Here is a 16,630-nt window from a genome sequence, read left to right on the forward strand (position 1 = left end):
CGAAAAAACTGAGGGAGTGATCGCGGTGAACAAAAGCAAAAACCTGCCGAAGCGAAGCGAAATTCCGGCCGAGTACAAGTGGCGGCTGGAGGACATCTACAAAAGCGACGCTGACTGGGAGAACGACGTCCGCAGAGTAAAGGAGATGGCCGAGCAGATCGCGGCCAAAAAAGGCACGCTGTCGCAGTCCGGCCAACAACTGCTGGAGGTCCTGAAGCTGCAGGACGAACTGCTGATGACACTGGACCAGGTGTACGTGTACGCCCGCATGCGGCGTGACGAAGACAACACCAACAGCACCTACCAGGCGTTGACCGACCGGGCGACCGCCCTGAGCACGCAGGTATACGGAGCGATTTCGTACATACAGCCGGAAATTCTGGCGATCCCGACCGAGCAGTTGGAAGCGTGGATCAGTCAGGTGCCGGGGCTGGATCATTACCGCATCCTGCTGGACGAAATCACCCGCTACAAGCCGCATACGCTGTCGGCCGAGGAGGAGGCGATCCTGGCCAACGTCAGCGAACTGGCTTCGGCGCCGTCCAAGATCTTCGGGATGCTGAACAACGCCGACATCAAATTCCCGATGATCACCGATGAAAACGGCGAAGAGGTGGAGCTGACCAAGGGGCGGTACGTCCAGTTCATGGAGAGCAAGGACCGCCGTGTGCGCAAGGAGGCGTTCGAGGCGCTGTACGCCACGTACGACAAGCACCGCAACACGATTGCCGCCTCGCTCACGTCTGCGGTCAAGGCGGACGTGTTCTACGCCCGCACCCGCAAATACCCGTCCGCCCTGTACGCCGCCCTGTTTGCCGACAACGTCGACATCTCGGTGTACGACAACCTGATCGCCACCATCCGTGAGCACCTGCCGCTGATGCACCGCTACATCGCGCTGCGCAAAAAGATGCTGGCGGTGGACGAACTGCACATGTACGACCTCTACGTGCCGATCGTGCCGGAAGTGGAGATGAAGATTCCCTATCAGCAGGCGGTGGAGACGATCAAGGAAGCGCTGCGGCCGCTGGGAGAGGAGTACGGCCGCGTCCTCGCCGAAGGATTTGCGGGCGGCTGGATCGATGTATACGAAAACCAGGGCAAAACCAGCGGCGCGTACTCCTGGGGGGCGTACACGACGCATCCGTTTGTGCTGATGAACTACCAGGACAACGTCAACAACATGTTTACCCTGGCGCACGAAATGGGGCACGCCCTGCACAGCTACTACTCCAATCAGACGCAGCCGTACACCTACGCCGACTACAAGATCTTCGTCGCCGAGGTGGCCTCTACGCTGAACGAGGCGCTGCTGATGCACCACCTGCTGAAGACGACCACGGACAAAAAGCAGCGGATGTACCTGATCAACTACTACCTGGAGCAGTTCCGCGGCACCGTCTTCCGCCAGACCATGTTTGCCGAGTTTGAAAAAACCGTGCACGCCAAGGCGGAACAGGATGAGCCGCTCACGGCCGACAGCCTGAGCGAAATCTACCGCGAGCTGAACGTGGCCTACCACGGGCCGGAAATGGTCGTGGACAGCCAGATTGATCTGGAGTGGGCGCGCATTCCCCACTTCTATCGCAACTTTTACGTCTACAAATACGCCACCGGGTTCTCCGCCGCCACGTCGCTGGCCAAGCAAATTCTCGAAGAAGGGCAGCCGGCGGTGGAGCGGTACCTGCAGTTCTTGAAGAGCGGCAGCTCCGACTACCCGCTCAATCTGCTGAAAAAAGCGGGCGTCGACATGACCTCGCCGCAGCCGATCCGCGAGGCGCTGGGCGTCTTCGCCGAGATGCTCGCGGAAATGGAACAACTGGCGGAAGCGAAGTAAACGGAAGTACAAAACCGGGACAGCATGTCCCGGTTTTTTTGCGTTCTTTTGCTGTGTTCGGTCTGTTGTCCATTTTTTGGTCATATCCTGTAACGGTTTTCCATGTACGACGTAGTACTGTCCAGGGAGAAGTGCCGGGGGTGGCTCCGTCTCGAGGCGGAGAGGAAGTTCCACCCGCTGACTGTTTTGGAAAGACGGGACTCCTGGCACAATATCCCTTGGAAATGACTGTCACAGACTTGGAGGAATCATTGTGAGCAAACGCGCATCCATCTTTCTTGCTTCCCTGCTGGCCATCACCGCCGGCTGCGGACCGGAAACGGCTCAACCGCCGAAAGAGCAGCCCGCCAAGGCCAAAGTCGTCGAGGTGCTGACGGTGAAGAAGCCGGATCACCCCGTCGTGCTGACCGTGACCGGCATCGTGGAAGCGAAGCGAGATGCCATCCTGCAGTTTGGCACGGGAGGCACGGTAGCGGCCATCCACGTGACGAGAGGGGCGAAAATCGCCCAGGGTCAGCTTCTGGCCTCGCTGGATACCCGCTACTACCAAAAGGAAGTGGAAGCGGCGGCAGGCCAGGTGGAAGAAGCGGCGGCCCGCAAGAGCAAGACGTTGAAGGGTGCGACGGAAGAAGCAATTCAACAGCAGCGTCTGCAACTGCAAAGCGCCCAGAACCAACTGGACAAGGCCAAGCGGGAGTTTGAGCAGGGCCAAAAGCTGTTCGAAGGCGGCGCCATCTCCCGAAGCGAATGGAACGACCGGAAATGGGCCGTGGACCAGGCGCAGATAGCCGTGAACAACGCCAAGCTGGCCCTCGATGAACTGCTCAAGGGAGCCCAGCCCGAAGACATCGCCATGGCCAACGCTTCGCTGAAACAGGCGGCCGGTCAGGTGGAGCGGGCGAAAAAGACGCTCGACGACACCAAAATCGTCGCCCCGTTCGCCGGTACGGTGGTGGATGTCTCCAAGCAGGTGGGCGAACTGGCCAATCCGGGCGAAGCCATCATCCATCTGGTCGATTTGTCGGAGGTGAAAGTGACGCTGGACGTCACCAACGAGCTGATCAGCCAGTTCCGCGAAAAGGCCAAGGTCCAGGTAATCGGCGAAGACGGCCAGAAGAACGAGGGAACCGTCACCTTCGTGTCGCCGGTGGTCGACAAGCAGACCGGGAAGTTTCGGGTGGAAGTGACCGTCCCCAACCCGAAAGGCGCATGGCGCGGGGGGATGGTGGCGACCGTGGAGATCCCCCGGACGATCAACGGTTTTCTCGTGCCGCTGGAAAGCGTCGGCGTGAGCGAATCTACCCACTATGTGATGGCGGTGGAAAACGGCGTCATCGTCAAGCGGGAAGTGAAAACGGGCCAACTGGTCGGGGACCAGATGGAAATTGTCTCCGGCGTCAAACCGGGCGACAAACTGCTGCGCACCGGCATTACGTTCTACGTTGAAGGGCAAAAAGTGGAGGCGAAAGGGGAATAACGCATGGAAAAGACGATTCTCTTTTTGCTGAAGCGGCGCCTGATTGTGTTTCTGGTCACCTTTGTCATCGTCATCGCCGGGCTCGGCTCGCTTTTCAGCTTTCAAGTGGAGCTGGTTCCCAAGACCAACTTCCCGTGGATTACCGTCAGCGTTTCCGGCGGTTCGCTTCCGCCCGAGGAGATGGAAGAAAAGGTCACGAAGAAGATCGAACAGGAGATCAAGTCGATTGCCGACGTGAAAGAGTACTCGTCCACCACCTCCACCGGGCACGTCAGCATCACGGTGATCGCCGAAGAAGGCAAAGGGGACAAAGTGAAGCAGGACGTGCAAAACGCGGTGAACCGCCTGCGCAACGGATTCCCCAAGGCGGTTGACACGGTCAACGTCAACCAGGCCAATTTCGGAGACGATGCCCTGATTGACTATGCCCTGGTGGGGGCGGACCCGCAAACCATGCTCGGCCTGGCGAAGACCGCGATCAAGGACCGGATCGAATCCGTCCCCGGGGTCAAGGAAGTGGAAGTGTCCGACCGCAGTTTTGAAAACCAGATCGCCGTCACGCTGCGGCCGGAACGGCTGTCCGCCTACCGCACGACGCCCGCATCGGTGATGGAGCAGCTCCAGGCGACCAACTGGAAACAGGCCGTCGGAACGCTGGAGAATCCCGGGTTTGACACCGTCGTCATGATCGACAACACCTACACGACCGTCCAGGAAATCAGCCGGTTGAACATCGACACGCCGGAAGGGACGGTGACGCTGGACCAGTTGGCGACGATTGAGGATCTGCGCGGCAAGGTAAAGGATTCGATCGCGCTGACAAACGGCAGCGTGTTCGTTCACCTCAGCGTCAAGCGGGCGGAAGGGAGCGATCTGATCACCACCCAACGGAACGTGGAGGAGGTCGTGAAACAGATCAACGCCGAAGCCGGCGGACGTTATGAACTGAAGGTGATGTTTGAGGCCGCCTCGTACATTCAGCACGCCGTGAGCAACCTCAGCCGGGACGTGCTGATCGGCGGGGCGCTGGCCATCATCATTCTGTTCGTCTTCCTGCGCAACTGGCGCGTGACGCTGGTCATCGCCACGACGCTTCCGCTGTCCGCCTTGATGACGTTCATCGCGATGAAATGGGGCGGGTACAACATCGACATGGTGAGCCTGCTGTCGCTTTCCCTGTCGGTCGGCCTGATCGTTGATGCGGCCATTGTCGTTCTGGAAAGCATTTACCAGTTCCGGGAAAAAGGGGAGCCGCTGCAGCGGGCGATCGTGAAAGGAACGCGGGAAGTGCTGACCCCGGTGTTCACCTCGCAGTTGACGATTATCATCGTCTTCCTGCCGCTGGTCTTTGCCGACTTTGAAGACTGGTTGAAACCGATTCTGCAGTCGATCGCCTTCACGGTCACGTCGGCCATCGTGGCGTCGACCATCGCCGCGTTCTTCTTCGTCCCGGTGTTTTCCGACCGGTTTCTCAACAAGGACAAGAACGTGTCGCTGGAGGACGCAGGCAAGGATCACGCGATCGTGCTGTGGTTTAACCGGCTGCTGCAGGTGGCCTTGCGCCACAGGGTGAAAACCGTCATCCTCGCGATCGTTATCTTTGTCGGTTCCACCTTCCTCCTGCCCTTTGTCAAAATGGGGCAGGGCATCGATGCGAACGAAAACCTGGTGTTCGCTTCGCTGACCATGCCGACCGGGTCCACGCTGGCAGATGCGCAGCGGGCGGGCGTGGCGGCGGAAGCCTCTCTCCGGCAAATACCGGAAGTCAAAGACGTCTTTTTCTTCGGTGACAAGGAGAAGACGGAACTCTTCATCTCCCTGAAGGGAAAGAAGGAACGGGAGCGCGACAAGGAAGCGCTGACCCAGGACATCAACGACCGGCTCAAGGCGATTCCCGGCATTGAGAGCATCTCGACCGCATTTGGCGGCCAGGGAAATGAGCCCCCTGTCCAATTGGACATCGTCGGCGAAGACATGGAGAAAATGCGGCAGCTCGCCGGCGATGTGGAAGCCATGCTGGCAACCATCCCGGGCGTGACCAACATCCGCAACGATTTCAGGGAGGGCAAGGAGAAAATCACCTTGATCCCCAAGCAGGACGCGCTCGCCCGGCTGCAGGTGGATCCCCGCTCCCTGCTGCAGCAGATCAGCATGATGATCGGGGAACAGCCGGTCACGACGATCACGTCGGACGGGATTGAGGTGGACGTGGTCGCCAGGATGCCGGACAACTGGCTGAAGCATCCGGAGCAATTGCACCAAATCATGATCAGCTCCAAAACGGGTGAGCAGGTGCCGCTCTCCGAACTGGTGGAGTGGCGGTACAGCAAGTCGCCGGTCACCATCGCCCGTGAAAAGGGGGAGCGGATCGTTACCGTTTCCGCTGAACTGCTCGGCAGCGATTTGGGGACGGTGGGCCGCCAGGTGGCGGAGAAACTGCCTGCGCTTGCCGTCCCGGCCGGGTACAAGGTGGAGATCGCTGGCAAATTGAAAGAGCAGAGCGCCAACATGACGCAGGGATTGTTCGTCTTTCTGGGCGTCATCGCCTTGATTTACGTCATCATGGTGGCGCAGTTTGGACGTCTGTCCCAGCCGCTGTTGATCATGCTGACCATTCCGATGGCGCTGGTCGGCGTCATCCTCGGGTTTGTGCTGACGCAGCGGATCCTCGGCGAGATGGCGATGATCGGGATCATCATGCTGGTGGGGATCGTCGTCTCCAACGCCATTCTCCTGATCGACCGCATCAACCTGCTGCGCAGCCGGGGCATGGCGCTGATGGACGCCATCCTGCAGGGCACGAAAGACCGCGTGCGGCCCGTGATCATGACCAAACTGACCGCCATTCTCGGCATGCTGCCGATGGCACTGGCCATCGCCGAGGGGTCCGACCTGGAAGCGCCGCTGGCGACGGCCGTCATCTCCGGCCTGATCTTCCACACGATGGTCACCTTGGTCTTGGTGCCGGTCCTGTACTCGCTGTTTGAGAGCGCCAGGGAGCGCCGGCTGGCCCGCAAAGCGGCCCGTCTAGCCAAACGGCTCGCCAAAAAGCAGGCGAAGAACAAGGTGCCGGCCGCCGAACTGTAAGCGGCACCGGTCCGCAGCGAATCCGAACAAGGGCCCCATCCCGGGGCCCTTGCTGCTGGCATCCATGCGCACACGGGCTGCAGCCTTCGCCATGCTGCCGATGAGGCCGGAAACTGTCCGGCCTTTTCCCTTTTGCTTGCATTGGTCAGATTTTTCTGTAGAATGGAGGCAGACAAGGAATACCAGAACATTGCGAAAACCGGAAAGGAGAATCGATATGGATCTGCAATTGCAGGGAAGAACGGCCATCGTGCTGGCCTCGACAAAAGGACTGGGAAAAGCGACCGCGCTGTCGCTCGCGGCGGAGGGGGCGAACGTCGCCATCTGCGGCCGTGATGAAGCCGCCTTGGCCGCCACCCGGACGGAGATCATCGACAAGACGGGGAAAGAGCCGCTGGCCATGCTGGTGGACGTGACCAAAGCCGAGGACATCCGGCGGCTGGTGGACGAGACGGCCGCCCGGTTCGGCAGCGTGGACATTTTGATCAACAACGCCGGCGGTCCGGCAGCGGGCACCTTTGATCAACTGACCGACGAGCAGTGGATCGCGGCCTTTGAGCTGAACCTGCTCAGCTTCGTGCGGGCGATTCGCGCGGTGCTGCCGCACATGCGCAGGCAGCAGTTCGGCCGCATCGTCAATTTTGCCTCCTCTTCGTTCAAACAGCCGCTGGAAAACCTGATCCTGTCCAACACCTTCCGCACCGGGATTGTCGGGCTGGCGAAAAGCCTGGCCGTGGAGCTCGGCCCGGACGGGATTCTCATCAACACCGTCGGGCCCGGACGAATCGCGACGGACCGGGTCGCTTCGCTGGACCGGCTGCGGGCGGAGCAGCTCCAGGTGGACGTCGGCGAGGTGAAACGGCAGGTGGAGGCTGCGATTCCGCTCGGCCGTTACGGCCAACCGGAGGAGTTCGCCCGCGTCGTCACCTTCCTGGCCTCCCCGGCCAACAGCTACGTGACGGGCCAGGCGTTCCTCGTCGACGGTGGCCTGGTCAAGGCGATCTGACCGCCGCTGTGCTATAATGGATGGAAAATACAGGTGAAGGGGAGCTGGCATGAGCAAGGAAAGTTCGTTTGACATCGTATCCAAAGTGGATCTGGCCGAGGTGACCAACGCCATCCACACGGCTGTCAAGGAGATCGAAAACCGCTTTGACTTCAAAGGCAGCAAGAGCAGCATCACGCTGGAGAAAGAGGAGATCGTGCTGGTTTCCGACGACGAATTTAAGCTGGGCCAGGTCAAAGACATCCTCCTCGGCAAACTGGTCAAACGGGATGTGCCGGTCAAAAATCTGGAGTACGGCAAAGTGGAGCCTGCAGCGGGCGGGACCGTCCGCCAGCGGGTCAAGCTCGTACAGGGCATCGACAAGGAGAATGCGAAAAAAATCACCAGCATCATCAAGGAGACCGGCCTGAAAGTAAAATCGCAGATCCAGGACGACCAGATCCGGGTGGTTGGCAAAAGCAAGGACGATCTGCAGGCGGTGATCGCCGCCATCCGCAAGGCCGACCTGCCGATTGAGGTGCAGTTCATCAACTACCGATAAAAAGTTTTGCTTCTATTTTTTCTCTCTTCGCGTATGCATGTACCAATAGGCGACAAGCATCTGCGAAAGGGAGAGTAGGATATGAAGGTCTTTATCGTCAGTTTGCGCAATCTGATCCTGGGCGGCATCGTCTTTCTGATCGTGCTGGTGGCGGGTATCGTACTGCTGGTCAAAGACCCGCTGCATGTATCCGACTCCTACAGACCGGAAGAACCGAGCGTCCCCGCATCCGCACTGCCCGCTGCTCCGCCGGACGGCGCCGCGAAGCCGACCCTCAACCTGGACGTGAAGGTGGAGGGAAGCACGGCTGACGTCAAACTGCTCACCCAGAACTTTCAGTTTGTCGAGGATTCGGGCGATCCCAACCAGGCTGTCTTCGGCCAAGGGCACGCGCACCTGTACCTGAACGGCGAACCGAAGGGGATGATCTACCATCCGGAGTTTCTGCTGAAGAAGCTGCCAAAAGGGGAGCACGAGCTGCGGGTTGAGCTGAACTACAGCAATCACCTGCCGTACAAGGTGGAAGCGGTGCAAAAATTCGTGGTGCAGTAAGGAAAAGGCGTTCCGACAAAGGGACGCTTTTTCTTTCCCGCCGGATGTCGGACCGGCTTTACGACAGGAGAACCATTCCGAAAAAACGTATGACAGGAAGGAATATACAGCCGGCGAATCGAATCAACTACAACAGACAGAATAGTCAGACGTTTAGGGGAGAAGGGGGGCTTTCGATGTTGCGTTCCATTACGATCGGCGACCTGCTGGACGAAACGGCAGGCCGCTTTCCTGACAAGGAGGCCGTGGTCTACAAGGAGCGGAGCCTGCGCTACACGTTTTCACAGTTCCGGGACGTGTGCGACCTGGCCGCCCGGGGGTTTCTCTCGCTGGGGATCCAAAAAGGGGAACACATCGCCATCTGGGCCACCAACGTGCCGGAGTGGGTGATCAGCCAGTTTGCCACGGCGAAAATGGGGGGAGTGCTGGTCACGGTCAACACCAGCTATCGCGTTCACGAGCTGGAATACCTGCTGCGCCAGTCGGAATCCACCACGCTCCTGCTGATCGACTCGTTCCGGGGCGCCAGCTACCTGGAGATGATCCGGGAAATCTGCCCCGAGCTGGACGAGTGCGAACCGGGGCGGCTGCAGTCGGCACGGCTGCCGCATCTGAAAAACGTCATCTACATCGGGGAGGACCGGCAGCCCGGCATGTTTTTGTGGCGCGATCTGCTGGAACGCGGCGCGGCCGTGCCTGACGGGGAGCGGGTGGCCCGCCAGCGGGAGCTGCACCCGGACGACGTCATCAACATGCAGTACACGTCGGGGACGACCGGGTTCCCCAAAGGCGTCATGCTGTCCCACAACAACATCGTCAACAACGCGATCAAGGTGGCCGAGTGCCAGCGGCTGGGCGCGGAGGACCGGGTGTGCATCCCGGTGCCCTTTTTCCACTGCTTCGGCTGCGTCATGGGCACGCTTGCCTGCGTGGCGACGGGAGCCACGATGGTGCCGGTGATTACCTTTGATCCGGGGACGGTCTTGTCCGTCGTGGAGGAGGAGCGCTGCACCGCCTTGTACGGCGTGCCGACCATGTTTATCGCCGAGATGAACCACCCGTCGTTTGCGGAGCGAAACCTTCGCTCGCTGCGCACCGGGATCATGGCCGGTTCCCCGTGTCCGACCGAGGTGATGAAGAACGTCGTGGAGAAAATGGGCATCCGCGAGATCACGATCGCGTACGGACAGACGGAATCGTCCCCGGTCATCACGCAGACGCGGCCGGACGACACGATTGAGCGCCGCGTCTCCACCGTGGGCAGGGCGCATGACGGCGTGGAGGTGAAGGTGATCGATCCCGTCACCGGAGAGACGGTGCCTCCCGGTGTGCAGGGAGAGCTGTGCACGCGCGGCTATCTCGTGATGAAAGGATACTACAACATGCCGGAGCAGACGGCCAAAGCCATCGATCACGAAGGCTGGCTGCACACCGGCGATTTGGCGACGGTGGACGAAGAGGGCTACTTCCGCATCACCGGCCGGCTGAAAGACATGATCATCCGCGGCGGAGAAAACATCTACCCGCGTGAAATCGAGGAATTCCTCTACACCCATCCCAAAGTGCTGGACGTTCAGGTGGTCGGAGTGCCGGACCCCAAATACGGCGAACAGGTGCTGGCCTGCATCAAGGTGAAACCGGGGGAGACGCTGACAGCGGAAGAGGTGCGAACATACTGCGAAGGCAGGATTGCCCGGTTTAAAATTCCGCACTACATCCAGTTCGTCAGTGAATACCCGATGACCGCCTCCGGCAAAATCCAGAAGTTCAAGCTGCGGGAGCAGGCGATTCGCGCTTTCGGCCTGGAGGCGGCGGACGGCATCGAAACCGCGTGACAGACGGACAGCGAAGAGCGTGAAACACGCGGCGAACAGTGAGACGATGTATCGCGAGCAGCGTGGAAAGCGGACAAACGCCGGGGCATGCCCCGGCGTTGGTGTGTCGATACGAGGCGGAACCGGCCGTCGTCAGCGTGCCGGCAGCTCTGCGTGAACGGCGCGAAAAGGGCAATCTTTACTTTCCGGCCGTTCTGCACTATGATGGGTGGGAAAAGCTGGAGGAGGCGCTGTTTTTGTCACAAGAAAAGCGAAGGCACGGAGCGGTTCCATGCCTTCGCCGGTGTGCGGGGAGTTATACGAACGTTTCCCGCTTTGCCTCGTAGGCGGCGATCTTGTCTTCGTATTGCAGGGTGATGCCGATGTCGTCCAGCCCGTTGAGCAGGCAGTACCGGCGATATGCGTCCACTTCGAACGGATAGGAGAGACCGGCGTCGTCTGTAATCACCTGCTCCTGCAGATGGATCGTGAGCTGGTAGTTGTCGCGGCTCTCGGCGCGGCTGAACAGCTCCTGCACCTGTTCCTCGCTCAGCTTGATCGGCAGGATGCCGTTTTTAAAGCAGTTGTTGTAAAAGATGTCGGCAAACGACGGCGCGATGATGGCGCGGAAGCCGTAGTCCAACAGCGCCCAGGGCGCGTGCTCGCGGGAGGAGCCGCAGCCGAAGTTGTTGCGGGCCAAGAGGACGGTGGCGCCGGCGTATTTGGGCTGGTTCAGCACGAACGATTCGATCGGGCTGCCGTCGGCGTTGAAGCGCCACTCGTAAAAGAGAAACTGGCCGAAGCCGGTGCGCTCGATGCGTTTGAGAAACTGCTTGGGAATGATGGCGTCGGTGTCCACGTTGACGCGGTCCAACGGCGCTGCGATTCCGGTGTGTACGACAAACGGTTTCATTATTGCAGGACCTCCTTGTTCACGCCTTCACGTTTCCATTCGCGCACGTCGACGAAGTGGCCGGCGATGGCTGCCGCCGCCGCCATTTCCGGGCTGACCAGGTGGGTGCGGCCGCCGCGTCCCTGGCGTCCTTCGAAGTTGCGGTTGGAGGTGGAGGCGCAGCGTTCACCTTCCTGAAGCACGTCCGGGTTCATCGCCAGGCACATGGAGCAGCCGGAGTCGCGCCATTCAAAGCCGGCCTCCTGGAAGATCAGGTGCAGGCCTTCTTGTTCCGCCTGCTGCTTCACGGCTTGCGAACCGGGGACCACCATCGCGTGCACGTGGGGCGCGACGCGGCGTCCCTTCGCCACTTCGGCCGCGCGGCGCAGGTCTTCGATCCGGCCGTTGGTACAGGAGCCGATAAAGACGCGGTCGATCTTGATCTCGGTCATCGGGGTGCCCGGTGTGAGCCCCATGTAGGCGAGGGCGTCCTGGGCCGCTTTTCGCTGCGCCGCCGTCGGGAACGAATCGGGATGGGGGACGGTGCCGGTGATGTCGGTGCCCATGCCCGGGCTGGTTCCCCAGGTGACTTGCGGCGCGATTTCGCTCGCGTCGATTTCCACGCGGTGATCGTACGTGGCACCCGGGTCGGTGCAGAGCTGTTTCCAGCGCTCGACGGCCCGCAGGAAATCTTCCCCTTGCGGCGCGTAGCGTCTGCCCTTGAGGTAGGCGAACGTGGTCTCATCCGGCGCGATCAGGCCGGCCCGCGCTCCCGCTTCGATCGACATGTTGCAGACGGTCATGCGCTCTTCCATCGTCAGTTTGCGGATGGCCTCACCGGTGTACTCGATCACGTAGCCGGTGGCAAAGTCCGTCCCGAATTTTGCGATGATCGCCAAAATTAAGTCTTTGGCGCTGACGCCGAAGGGGAGCTCGCCTTTCACGTGCACTTCCAGCGTCTTCGGTTTGGCCTGCTGGAGGCATTGGGTAGCCAGCACGTGCTCCACTTCGCTCGTGCCGATCCCGAAGGCCAGAGCGCCGAATGCGCCGTGCGTGGAGGTGTGGCTGTCGCCGCAGACGATCGTTTTGCCGGGGAGGGTCAATCCCAGCTCCGGTCCGATCACGTGGACAATCCCCTGATCGGGGCTGTTCAGGTCGGCCAGCGTAATGCCGAACTCCTCGCAGTTTTTCGTCAGCGTCTCCATCTGCTGCCGGGAAATCGGGTCTTTGACATTAAACCGGTCAGCCGTCGGAACGTTGTGGTCCATCGTCGCAAACGTCAGGTCGGGACGGCGGACGCGGCGGCCGGCCAGGCGGAGGCCTTCAAACGCCTGGGGCGAGGTGACTTCGTGGACCAGGTGCAGGTCGATGTACAGCAGGCTGGGTTTGCCGGGCTCTTCGTGAATCACGTGGGCATCCCAGATCTTTTCAAACATCGTGCGGGGTTTCATGTGGACATTCCTCCTTCGTGCGAAACTCTTATCACGGTTGTATCATGGCCATGGGAATAGTTCAAAGATATAATTATTATGAGATGGATAGCTTTTGCCTATCGGGAGGTCTTCATGGAATTACGACAGATTCGTTACGTGCTGGCTGTGGCGGAAGAGCGCAGCTTTTCCCGCGCGGCGGGCCGGCTCCATCTGGCCCAGCCGTCGCTCAGCCAGCAGATCGCCAAATTGGAAAAATTGCTCGGGGTTACCCTGTTTCATCGCCTGCCGCAGCACGTGGAGCTGACGGACGCGGGTCAGCGTTTCGTTCAGGTGGCCCAGTCGCTGATCGATATGGCGGAAGGGCTTGAGCGGGAGATGCGCGCCTACGCGGTCGGCGAGAGCGGAAAGCTTCTGGTGGGCAGTCTGCCGATCACCGGCGCGTACGTCCTGCCCCGGGTCATCCCCGCGTTTACCAAGCAGTTTCCGGGTGTCGAGCTGCAGTTGATCGAGGACACGTCCAGCAATCTGGAGCAGCTTTTGGTCCGGGGGAAAATCGACGTCAGCCTGCTGACGATGCCGATCGCCGATCCCTCGCTGGAGGTGATCCCCGCCATTCACGAGGAGATTTACCTGGCGGTTCCCCCGCAGCACCCGCTGGCGAAGCGGCAGGAAGTGGATCTGGCCGAGCTGGCCGGACAGCCGTTTATCCTGCTGAAAGAAGGGCAGGGGTTTCGCACGATCTCGCTGCGGCTTTGCGAACAGGCCGGGTTCCGTCCGCGGATCGTCTTTGAGAGCAGCAACATCCAGACGGTGCAGTCGCTGGTGGCGGCGGGGATGGGCTTATCGTTTGCCCCCAAGATGATTACGCTGGCACCGGGCACGACGGAGCCGCCCGTCTACCTGAGCCTTACCGGCCGGCCGTTTCGCACGCTGGTCGTCGCCTACCGCAAGGACCGGCCGCTCTCCCGTCCGGCGGAGTCGTTCGTCCGTTCCCTGGTGGAGCAGGGAGGCGCGATGTAGCCAAGTGCGGCCCCGCCGGGACAAACACCTGCGGCTGTGGTACACTAATTCCACAAGAAATCCGAGAAAGGATGATCAGACATGAAGGAAATCAAGACCGAAGCGGAATTTGAACAGGCCATTGCCTCGGAAAAACCCGTGGTCGTCAAGTTTTACACGGACTGGTGCCCGGACTGCCACCGGATCGATCCGTTCATGCCGGAAGTCGAGGAAGCCTACAAGGACAAGCTGGACATGGTCGCCGTCAACCGCGACACCCTGCCGGAGCTGTCGCAAAAGCTGGACGTCTTTGGCATCCCCAGCTTTATCGCCTTTTCCAACGGCAAGGAACTGGTCCGGTTCGTCAGCAAGCTGGGCAAAAGCCGGGAAGAAATCGAACACTTCCTGAACCGCGCAGTTGAAGTGTACGAGGGACTGAAGCAGGCGTAACCAGACGAGAAACCAACCAACCGGGAGACACGACGGCATGATACACATGAAAAAAGAAGGGGAATGGCTGGTCGGCCATCTCGCGGAGGACGCCGTGTCCGTGGGCGCGCTGCTCCGGGAGCAGTGGAGGCTGCCGCGCAAGCAGGTTCACCTGCTCTTTCAGCACAAGGAGGTCTTGCTGGACGGCGCACCGGTCGCCCAGCACGCGAAAGCGGAGGCGGGGCAGGAGATCCGCCTCCGTCTTTGCCAGCCGGAACCGCTGGGGCTTGAGCCAGTGGACGAGCCGGTAGACATCTTGTACGAAGACGACCATCTGCTGGTCGTAAACAAGCCCGCCGGGTTGCTGCTCCATCCCACGGAGCCGGGTCACACCAAGACGCTCGATCATCTGATCGCCGGCCATTTCGCGCGGACGGGCGTGGCCGCCAAGGTGCGCCACGTCCACCGGCTGGACCAGGACACCTCCGGGGTCGTCCTTTACGCGAAGCACGCCCTGGCGTCGGCCCTCCTGGACGAGCGGCTGCGGGAGCGGAACATTTCGCGTACCTACATCGCGTTCGTGCACGGAGCGGTCAAACGGGACAGCGGCATAATCACCCAACCGATCGGCAAGGACCGGTTTCATCCCAATCGGCGCCGGGTGTCGCCCAACGGCGATCCGGCGGTCACGCACTACCGCGTGGTGGAGCGGTTTGCTCAAGCGGCGAAGCTGGAGTGTCGGCTGGAGACGGGCCGCACCCATCAGATTCGCGTCCACCTCAGCCATTTGGGCCATCCCCTTATCGGTGATACCCTCTACGGCGGAAAGGCCGGCATGATCGGCCGACAGGCCCTGCACGCCGCCGTCCTGCGCTTTTCCCACCCGTTTGGCGAAGAGACGATGGAGGTCCGATCACCGCTGCCGGACGATTTGCGCCGTCTGGAACAGGCCCTGCGGCAAGCGCCAATGCGCCGCTAGGTGAATACACTGCCAGGGAAGGGAACGAAAGAGGGTGGTGTGATGAAACGACCCGTGATCGGCATCCTGACCTGGCGGGAGGGAAAAAAATTTGCCGAGCCGGCCTACTTTCGCCGGCTGATCCGGGCGGGCCAGGCGTTGGGCGGCACGGTTTTTTTGTTTTCGCCGCAGGACGTGTCGCCGTCCGGCAGGCAGGTGCGCGGTTTTGTGCCGGATGGGCGGAGTTGGAGGGCCCGCATGTTTCCCCGTCCCGACGTGGTGATCGACCGCTACCGCTACACGCCGACGGCGGCGTTTCGGCGGTACGTCGCGTTTCGCCGGACAAACGGCTTTCGGTACGCCAACAGCCGGCTGGCCAACAAGTGGAAAGTACATGAGGTCCTGTGGCGGGACGCGCGGATGCACCGCTGGCTTCCCGAGGCGATGCTCTACAGCCACGCCCATCTGCGCAGCATGCTCGCGCGCCATTCGCTTCTCTACCTGAAGCCGCTGAATGGCACCGGCGGCAGGGGGATTGTCCGCCTGGAGAAGACGGCTGAGGGGTACCGCCTCCTGGGGCGAAACAAGGATCGGACCAAAGTGTCCGCGCTGATCAGGCGCATCCCGGCCCTGCTGCGCTGGATCGACCGGTGGAAAAGCGAGAAGATGATCATCCAGCAAGGGCTTCGTCTCGATCTGGTTCCGAAACGGTCAGTAGACATGCGCCTGCTGATCCAGAAAGACGGGAACGGCTGCTGGAGCATCACCGGCGCGGGCATGCGCGTCGGCGGGGAGAGGAGCGCCACGGCCAATCTGCACGGCGGCGGCAAAGCGGTGCCCGCCCAGGCGTTTTTGCGCGCCCGGTTTGGCGAGCAGCGGGCGCGGGAGATCATCCGGGACTGCGAGCAGTTGGCCTATCAGACGGCGGAGACGATCGAGCAGCACTTCGGCCGGATGATCGAGCTGGGACTGGACATCGGCATCGACGTCGACGGCCGGGCCTGGCTGATCGAGGTGAATCCCAAGCCGGGGCGGGAAATCTTCCGCGAGCTGGGAACGCCTCAGGTATACAAGGAAGCGATCAGCAAACCGATTCAATACGCCCTGCACCTCGCCCGGCAGCAGTCCGGCGGCGAGCGGCAGGCGGCACGAGCGGCGCTGTGATAGCGCCGCTTCAGGCTGTCGATAAGTGACAGTCTTCCGCACGGCACGCCCTGCCGCTATGAGCGTAAGGGACATGTTCCGCCATTTCGCTCATCATGAGGATGGGACTTTTTCGCCGCCGGTTCTCTCACACCGGCGGCCTGCACAATAGCCGCCCCCAAAGGGGACGCCGCATACTGATGGAAGTAGATCACCAGGCTGCCAGGCTCAAGGGTGATCTACTTTTTTGCTACCGATGTTCAACAGAGAGCGGTCAACGCATCAACAAGCGTACCCAACTGGATCGTCAGAATCATTGCGGGGTGTATTGACACCACGATCTCATCCTCTTTCCTGACGGGATAGAAGGTGAGATCACCTCTCTTGAGGGCCGCTTCCATTGTGATTTATCCCCTGGATGAGAAGCTCTTGTTAAGAATAGTGGTCGAATCCTGGTAGTTT

13 protein-coding genes are annotated in these 16,630 nt (G+C 60.8%); 11 read left to right on the forward strand and 2 right to left on the reverse strand.

Features of this window, described 5'->3' with window-relative positions; translation table 11 throughout:
- Positions 1-25 precede the first annotated feature (25 nt).
- The 7 genes from pepF (at position 26) to FOI68_RS02265 (ending at position 10,335) form a co-directional block, all read left to right on the forward strand.
- Positions 26-1,837: an oligoendopeptidase F gene (gene pepF / locus FOI68_RS02235; RefSeq protein ID WP_255433313.1), complete on the forward strand. Its 1,812-nt coding sequence runs from the start codon at positions 26-28 to the stop codon at positions 1,835-1,837.
- A gap of 253 nt (positions 1,838-2,090) precedes the next feature.
- Positions 2,091-3,314 carry an efflux RND transporter periplasmic adaptor subunit gene (locus tag FOI68_RS02240; protein ID WP_143862189.1) on the forward strand — a complete coding sequence of 408 codons (1,224 nt, stop codon included), beginning with the start codon at positions 2,091-2,093 and terminating at the stop codon, positions 3,312-3,314.
- A gap of 3 nt (positions 3,315-3,317) precedes the next feature.
- Positions 3,318-6,401 (forward strand): efflux RND transporter permease subunit, encoded by a 3,084-nt coding sequence (locus FOI68_RS02245; RefSeq protein ID WP_143862190.1) that lies wholly within the window; start codon positions 3,318-3,320, stop codon positions 6,399-6,401.
- A 217-nt stretch (positions 6,402-6,618) separates the two neighbouring features.
- Positions 6,619-7,407: an SDR family oxidoreductase gene (locus FOI68_RS02250; protein WP_029099662.1), complete on the forward strand. Its 789-nt coding sequence runs from the start codon at positions 6,619-6,621 to the stop codon at positions 7,405-7,407.
- A gap of 49 nt (positions 7,408-7,456) precedes the next feature.
- Positions 7,457-7,948: a YajQ family cyclic di-GMP-binding protein gene (locus tag FOI68_RS02255; protein WP_035297758.1), complete on the forward strand. Its 492-nt coding sequence runs from the start codon at positions 7,457-7,459 to the stop codon at positions 7,946-7,948.
- A gap of 81 nt (positions 7,949-8,029) precedes the next feature.
- Positions 8,030-8,500, forward strand: a complete 471-nt coding sequence (locus FOI68_RS02260) for a hypothetical protein (RefSeq protein ID WP_044898484.1) — start codon at positions 8,030-8,032, stop codon at positions 8,498-8,500.
- A gap of 176 nt (positions 8,501-8,676) precedes the next feature.
- Positions 8,677-10,335: an AMP-binding protein gene (locus FOI68_RS02265; protein ID WP_143862191.1), complete on the forward strand. Its 1,659-nt coding sequence runs from the start codon at positions 8,677-8,679 to the stop codon at positions 10,333-10,335.
- A 295-nt stretch (positions 10,336-10,630) separates the two neighbouring features.
- Here FOI68_RS02265 and leuD read toward each other — a convergent pair whose 3' ends face one another.
- Positions 10,631-11,227, reverse strand: a complete 597-nt coding sequence (gene leuD, locus FOI68_RS02270) for a 3-isopropylmalate dehydratase small subunit (RefSeq protein ID WP_143862192.1) — start codon at positions 11,225-11,227, stop codon at positions 10,631-10,633.
- Complete coding sequence (leuC, locus tag FOI68_RS02275) at positions 11,227-12,657, reverse strand: 3-isopropylmalate dehydratase large subunit (RefSeq protein WP_029099667.1); 1,431 nt, start codon at positions 12,655-12,657, stop codon at positions 11,227-11,229. Before leuC ends, leuD begins: the two co-directional genes overlap by 1 nt.
- A 114-nt stretch (positions 12,658-12,771) precedes the next feature.
- Here leuC and FOI68_RS02280 point away from each other — a divergent pair, with 114 nt between their 5' ends.
- The 4 genes from FOI68_RS02280 (at position 12,772) to FOI68_RS02295 (ending at position 16,189) form a co-directional block, all read left to right on the forward strand.
- Positions 12,772-13,659 (forward strand): LysR family transcriptional regulator, encoded by an 888-nt coding sequence (locus tag FOI68_RS02280; RefSeq protein ID WP_143862193.1) that lies wholly within the window; start codon positions 12,772-12,774, stop codon positions 13,657-13,659.
- Positions 13,660-13,740: 81 nt separating this feature from the next.
- Positions 13,741-14,088 carry a thioredoxin family protein gene (locus FOI68_RS02285; protein WP_029099669.1) on the forward strand — a complete coding sequence of 116 codons (348 nt, stop codon included), beginning with the start codon at positions 13,741-13,743 and terminating at the stop codon, positions 14,086-14,088.
- A gap of 37 nt (positions 14,089-14,125) precedes the next feature.
- Entirely contained in the window at positions 14,126-15,046 is a 921-nt protein-coding gene (locus FOI68_RS02290; protein WP_143862194.1) for an RluA family pseudouridine synthase, read from the forward strand.
- Positions 15,047-15,088: 42 nt separating this feature from the next.
- A complete protein-coding gene (locus tag FOI68_RS02295) occupies positions 15,089-16,189 on the forward strand; it encodes a YheC/YheD family endospore coat-associated protein (RefSeq protein WP_143862195.1) in 1,101 nt (366 codons plus the stop codon).
- Positions 16,190-16,630: the final 441 nt, after the last annotated feature.

Origin of the sequence: Brevibacillus sp. LEMMJ03 (assembly GCF_007197875.1) — a bacterium.
In the GTDB taxonomy this organism is placed as follows: domain Bacteria; phylum Bacillota; class Bacilli; order Brevibacillales; family Brevibacillaceae; genus Brevibacillus; species Brevibacillus thermoruber.

Coding starts and splice junctions, on each gene's coding strand:
- FOI68_RS02245 (WP_143862190.1), top strand. CDS start 3,318: ATGGAAAAGACGATTCTCTTTTTGCTGAAGCGGCGCCTGATTGTGTTT.
- FOI68_RS02250 (WP_029099662.1), top strand. CDS start 6,619: ATGGATCTGCAATTGCAGGGAAGAACGGCCATCGTGCTGGCCTCGACA.
- FOI68_RS02255 (WP_035297758.1), top strand. CDS start 7,457: ATGAGCAAGGAAAGTTCGTTTGACATCGTATCCAAAGTGGATCTGGCC.
- FOI68_RS02260 (WP_044898484.1), top strand. CDS start 8,030: ATGAAGGTCTTTATCGTCAGTTTGCGCAATCTGATCCTGGGCGGCATC.
- FOI68_RS02265 (WP_143862191.1), top strand. CDS start 8,677: ATGTTGCGTTCCATTACGATCGGCGACCTGCTGGACGAAACGGCAGGC.
- leuD (WP_143862192.1), bottom strand. CDS start 11,227: ATGAAACCGTTTGTCGTACACACCGGAATCGCAGCGCCGTTGGACCGC.
- leuC (WP_029099667.1), bottom strand. CDS start 12,657: ATGAAACCCCGCACGATGTTTGAAAAGATCTGGGATGCCCACGTGATT.
- FOI68_RS02280 (WP_143862193.1), top strand. CDS start 12,772: ATGGAATTACGACAGATTCGTTACGTGCTGGCTGTGGCGGAAGAGCGC.
- FOI68_RS02285 (WP_029099669.1), top strand. CDS start 13,741: ATGAAGGAAATCAAGACCGAAGCGGAATTTGAACAGGCCATTGCCTCG.
- FOI68_RS02290 (WP_143862194.1), top strand. CDS start 14,126: ATGATACACATGAAAAAAGAAGGGGAATGGCTGGTCGGCCATCTCGCG.
- FOI68_RS02295 (WP_143862195.1), top strand. CDS start 15,089: ATGAAACGACCCGTGATCGGCATCCTGACCTGGCGGGAGGGAAAAAAA.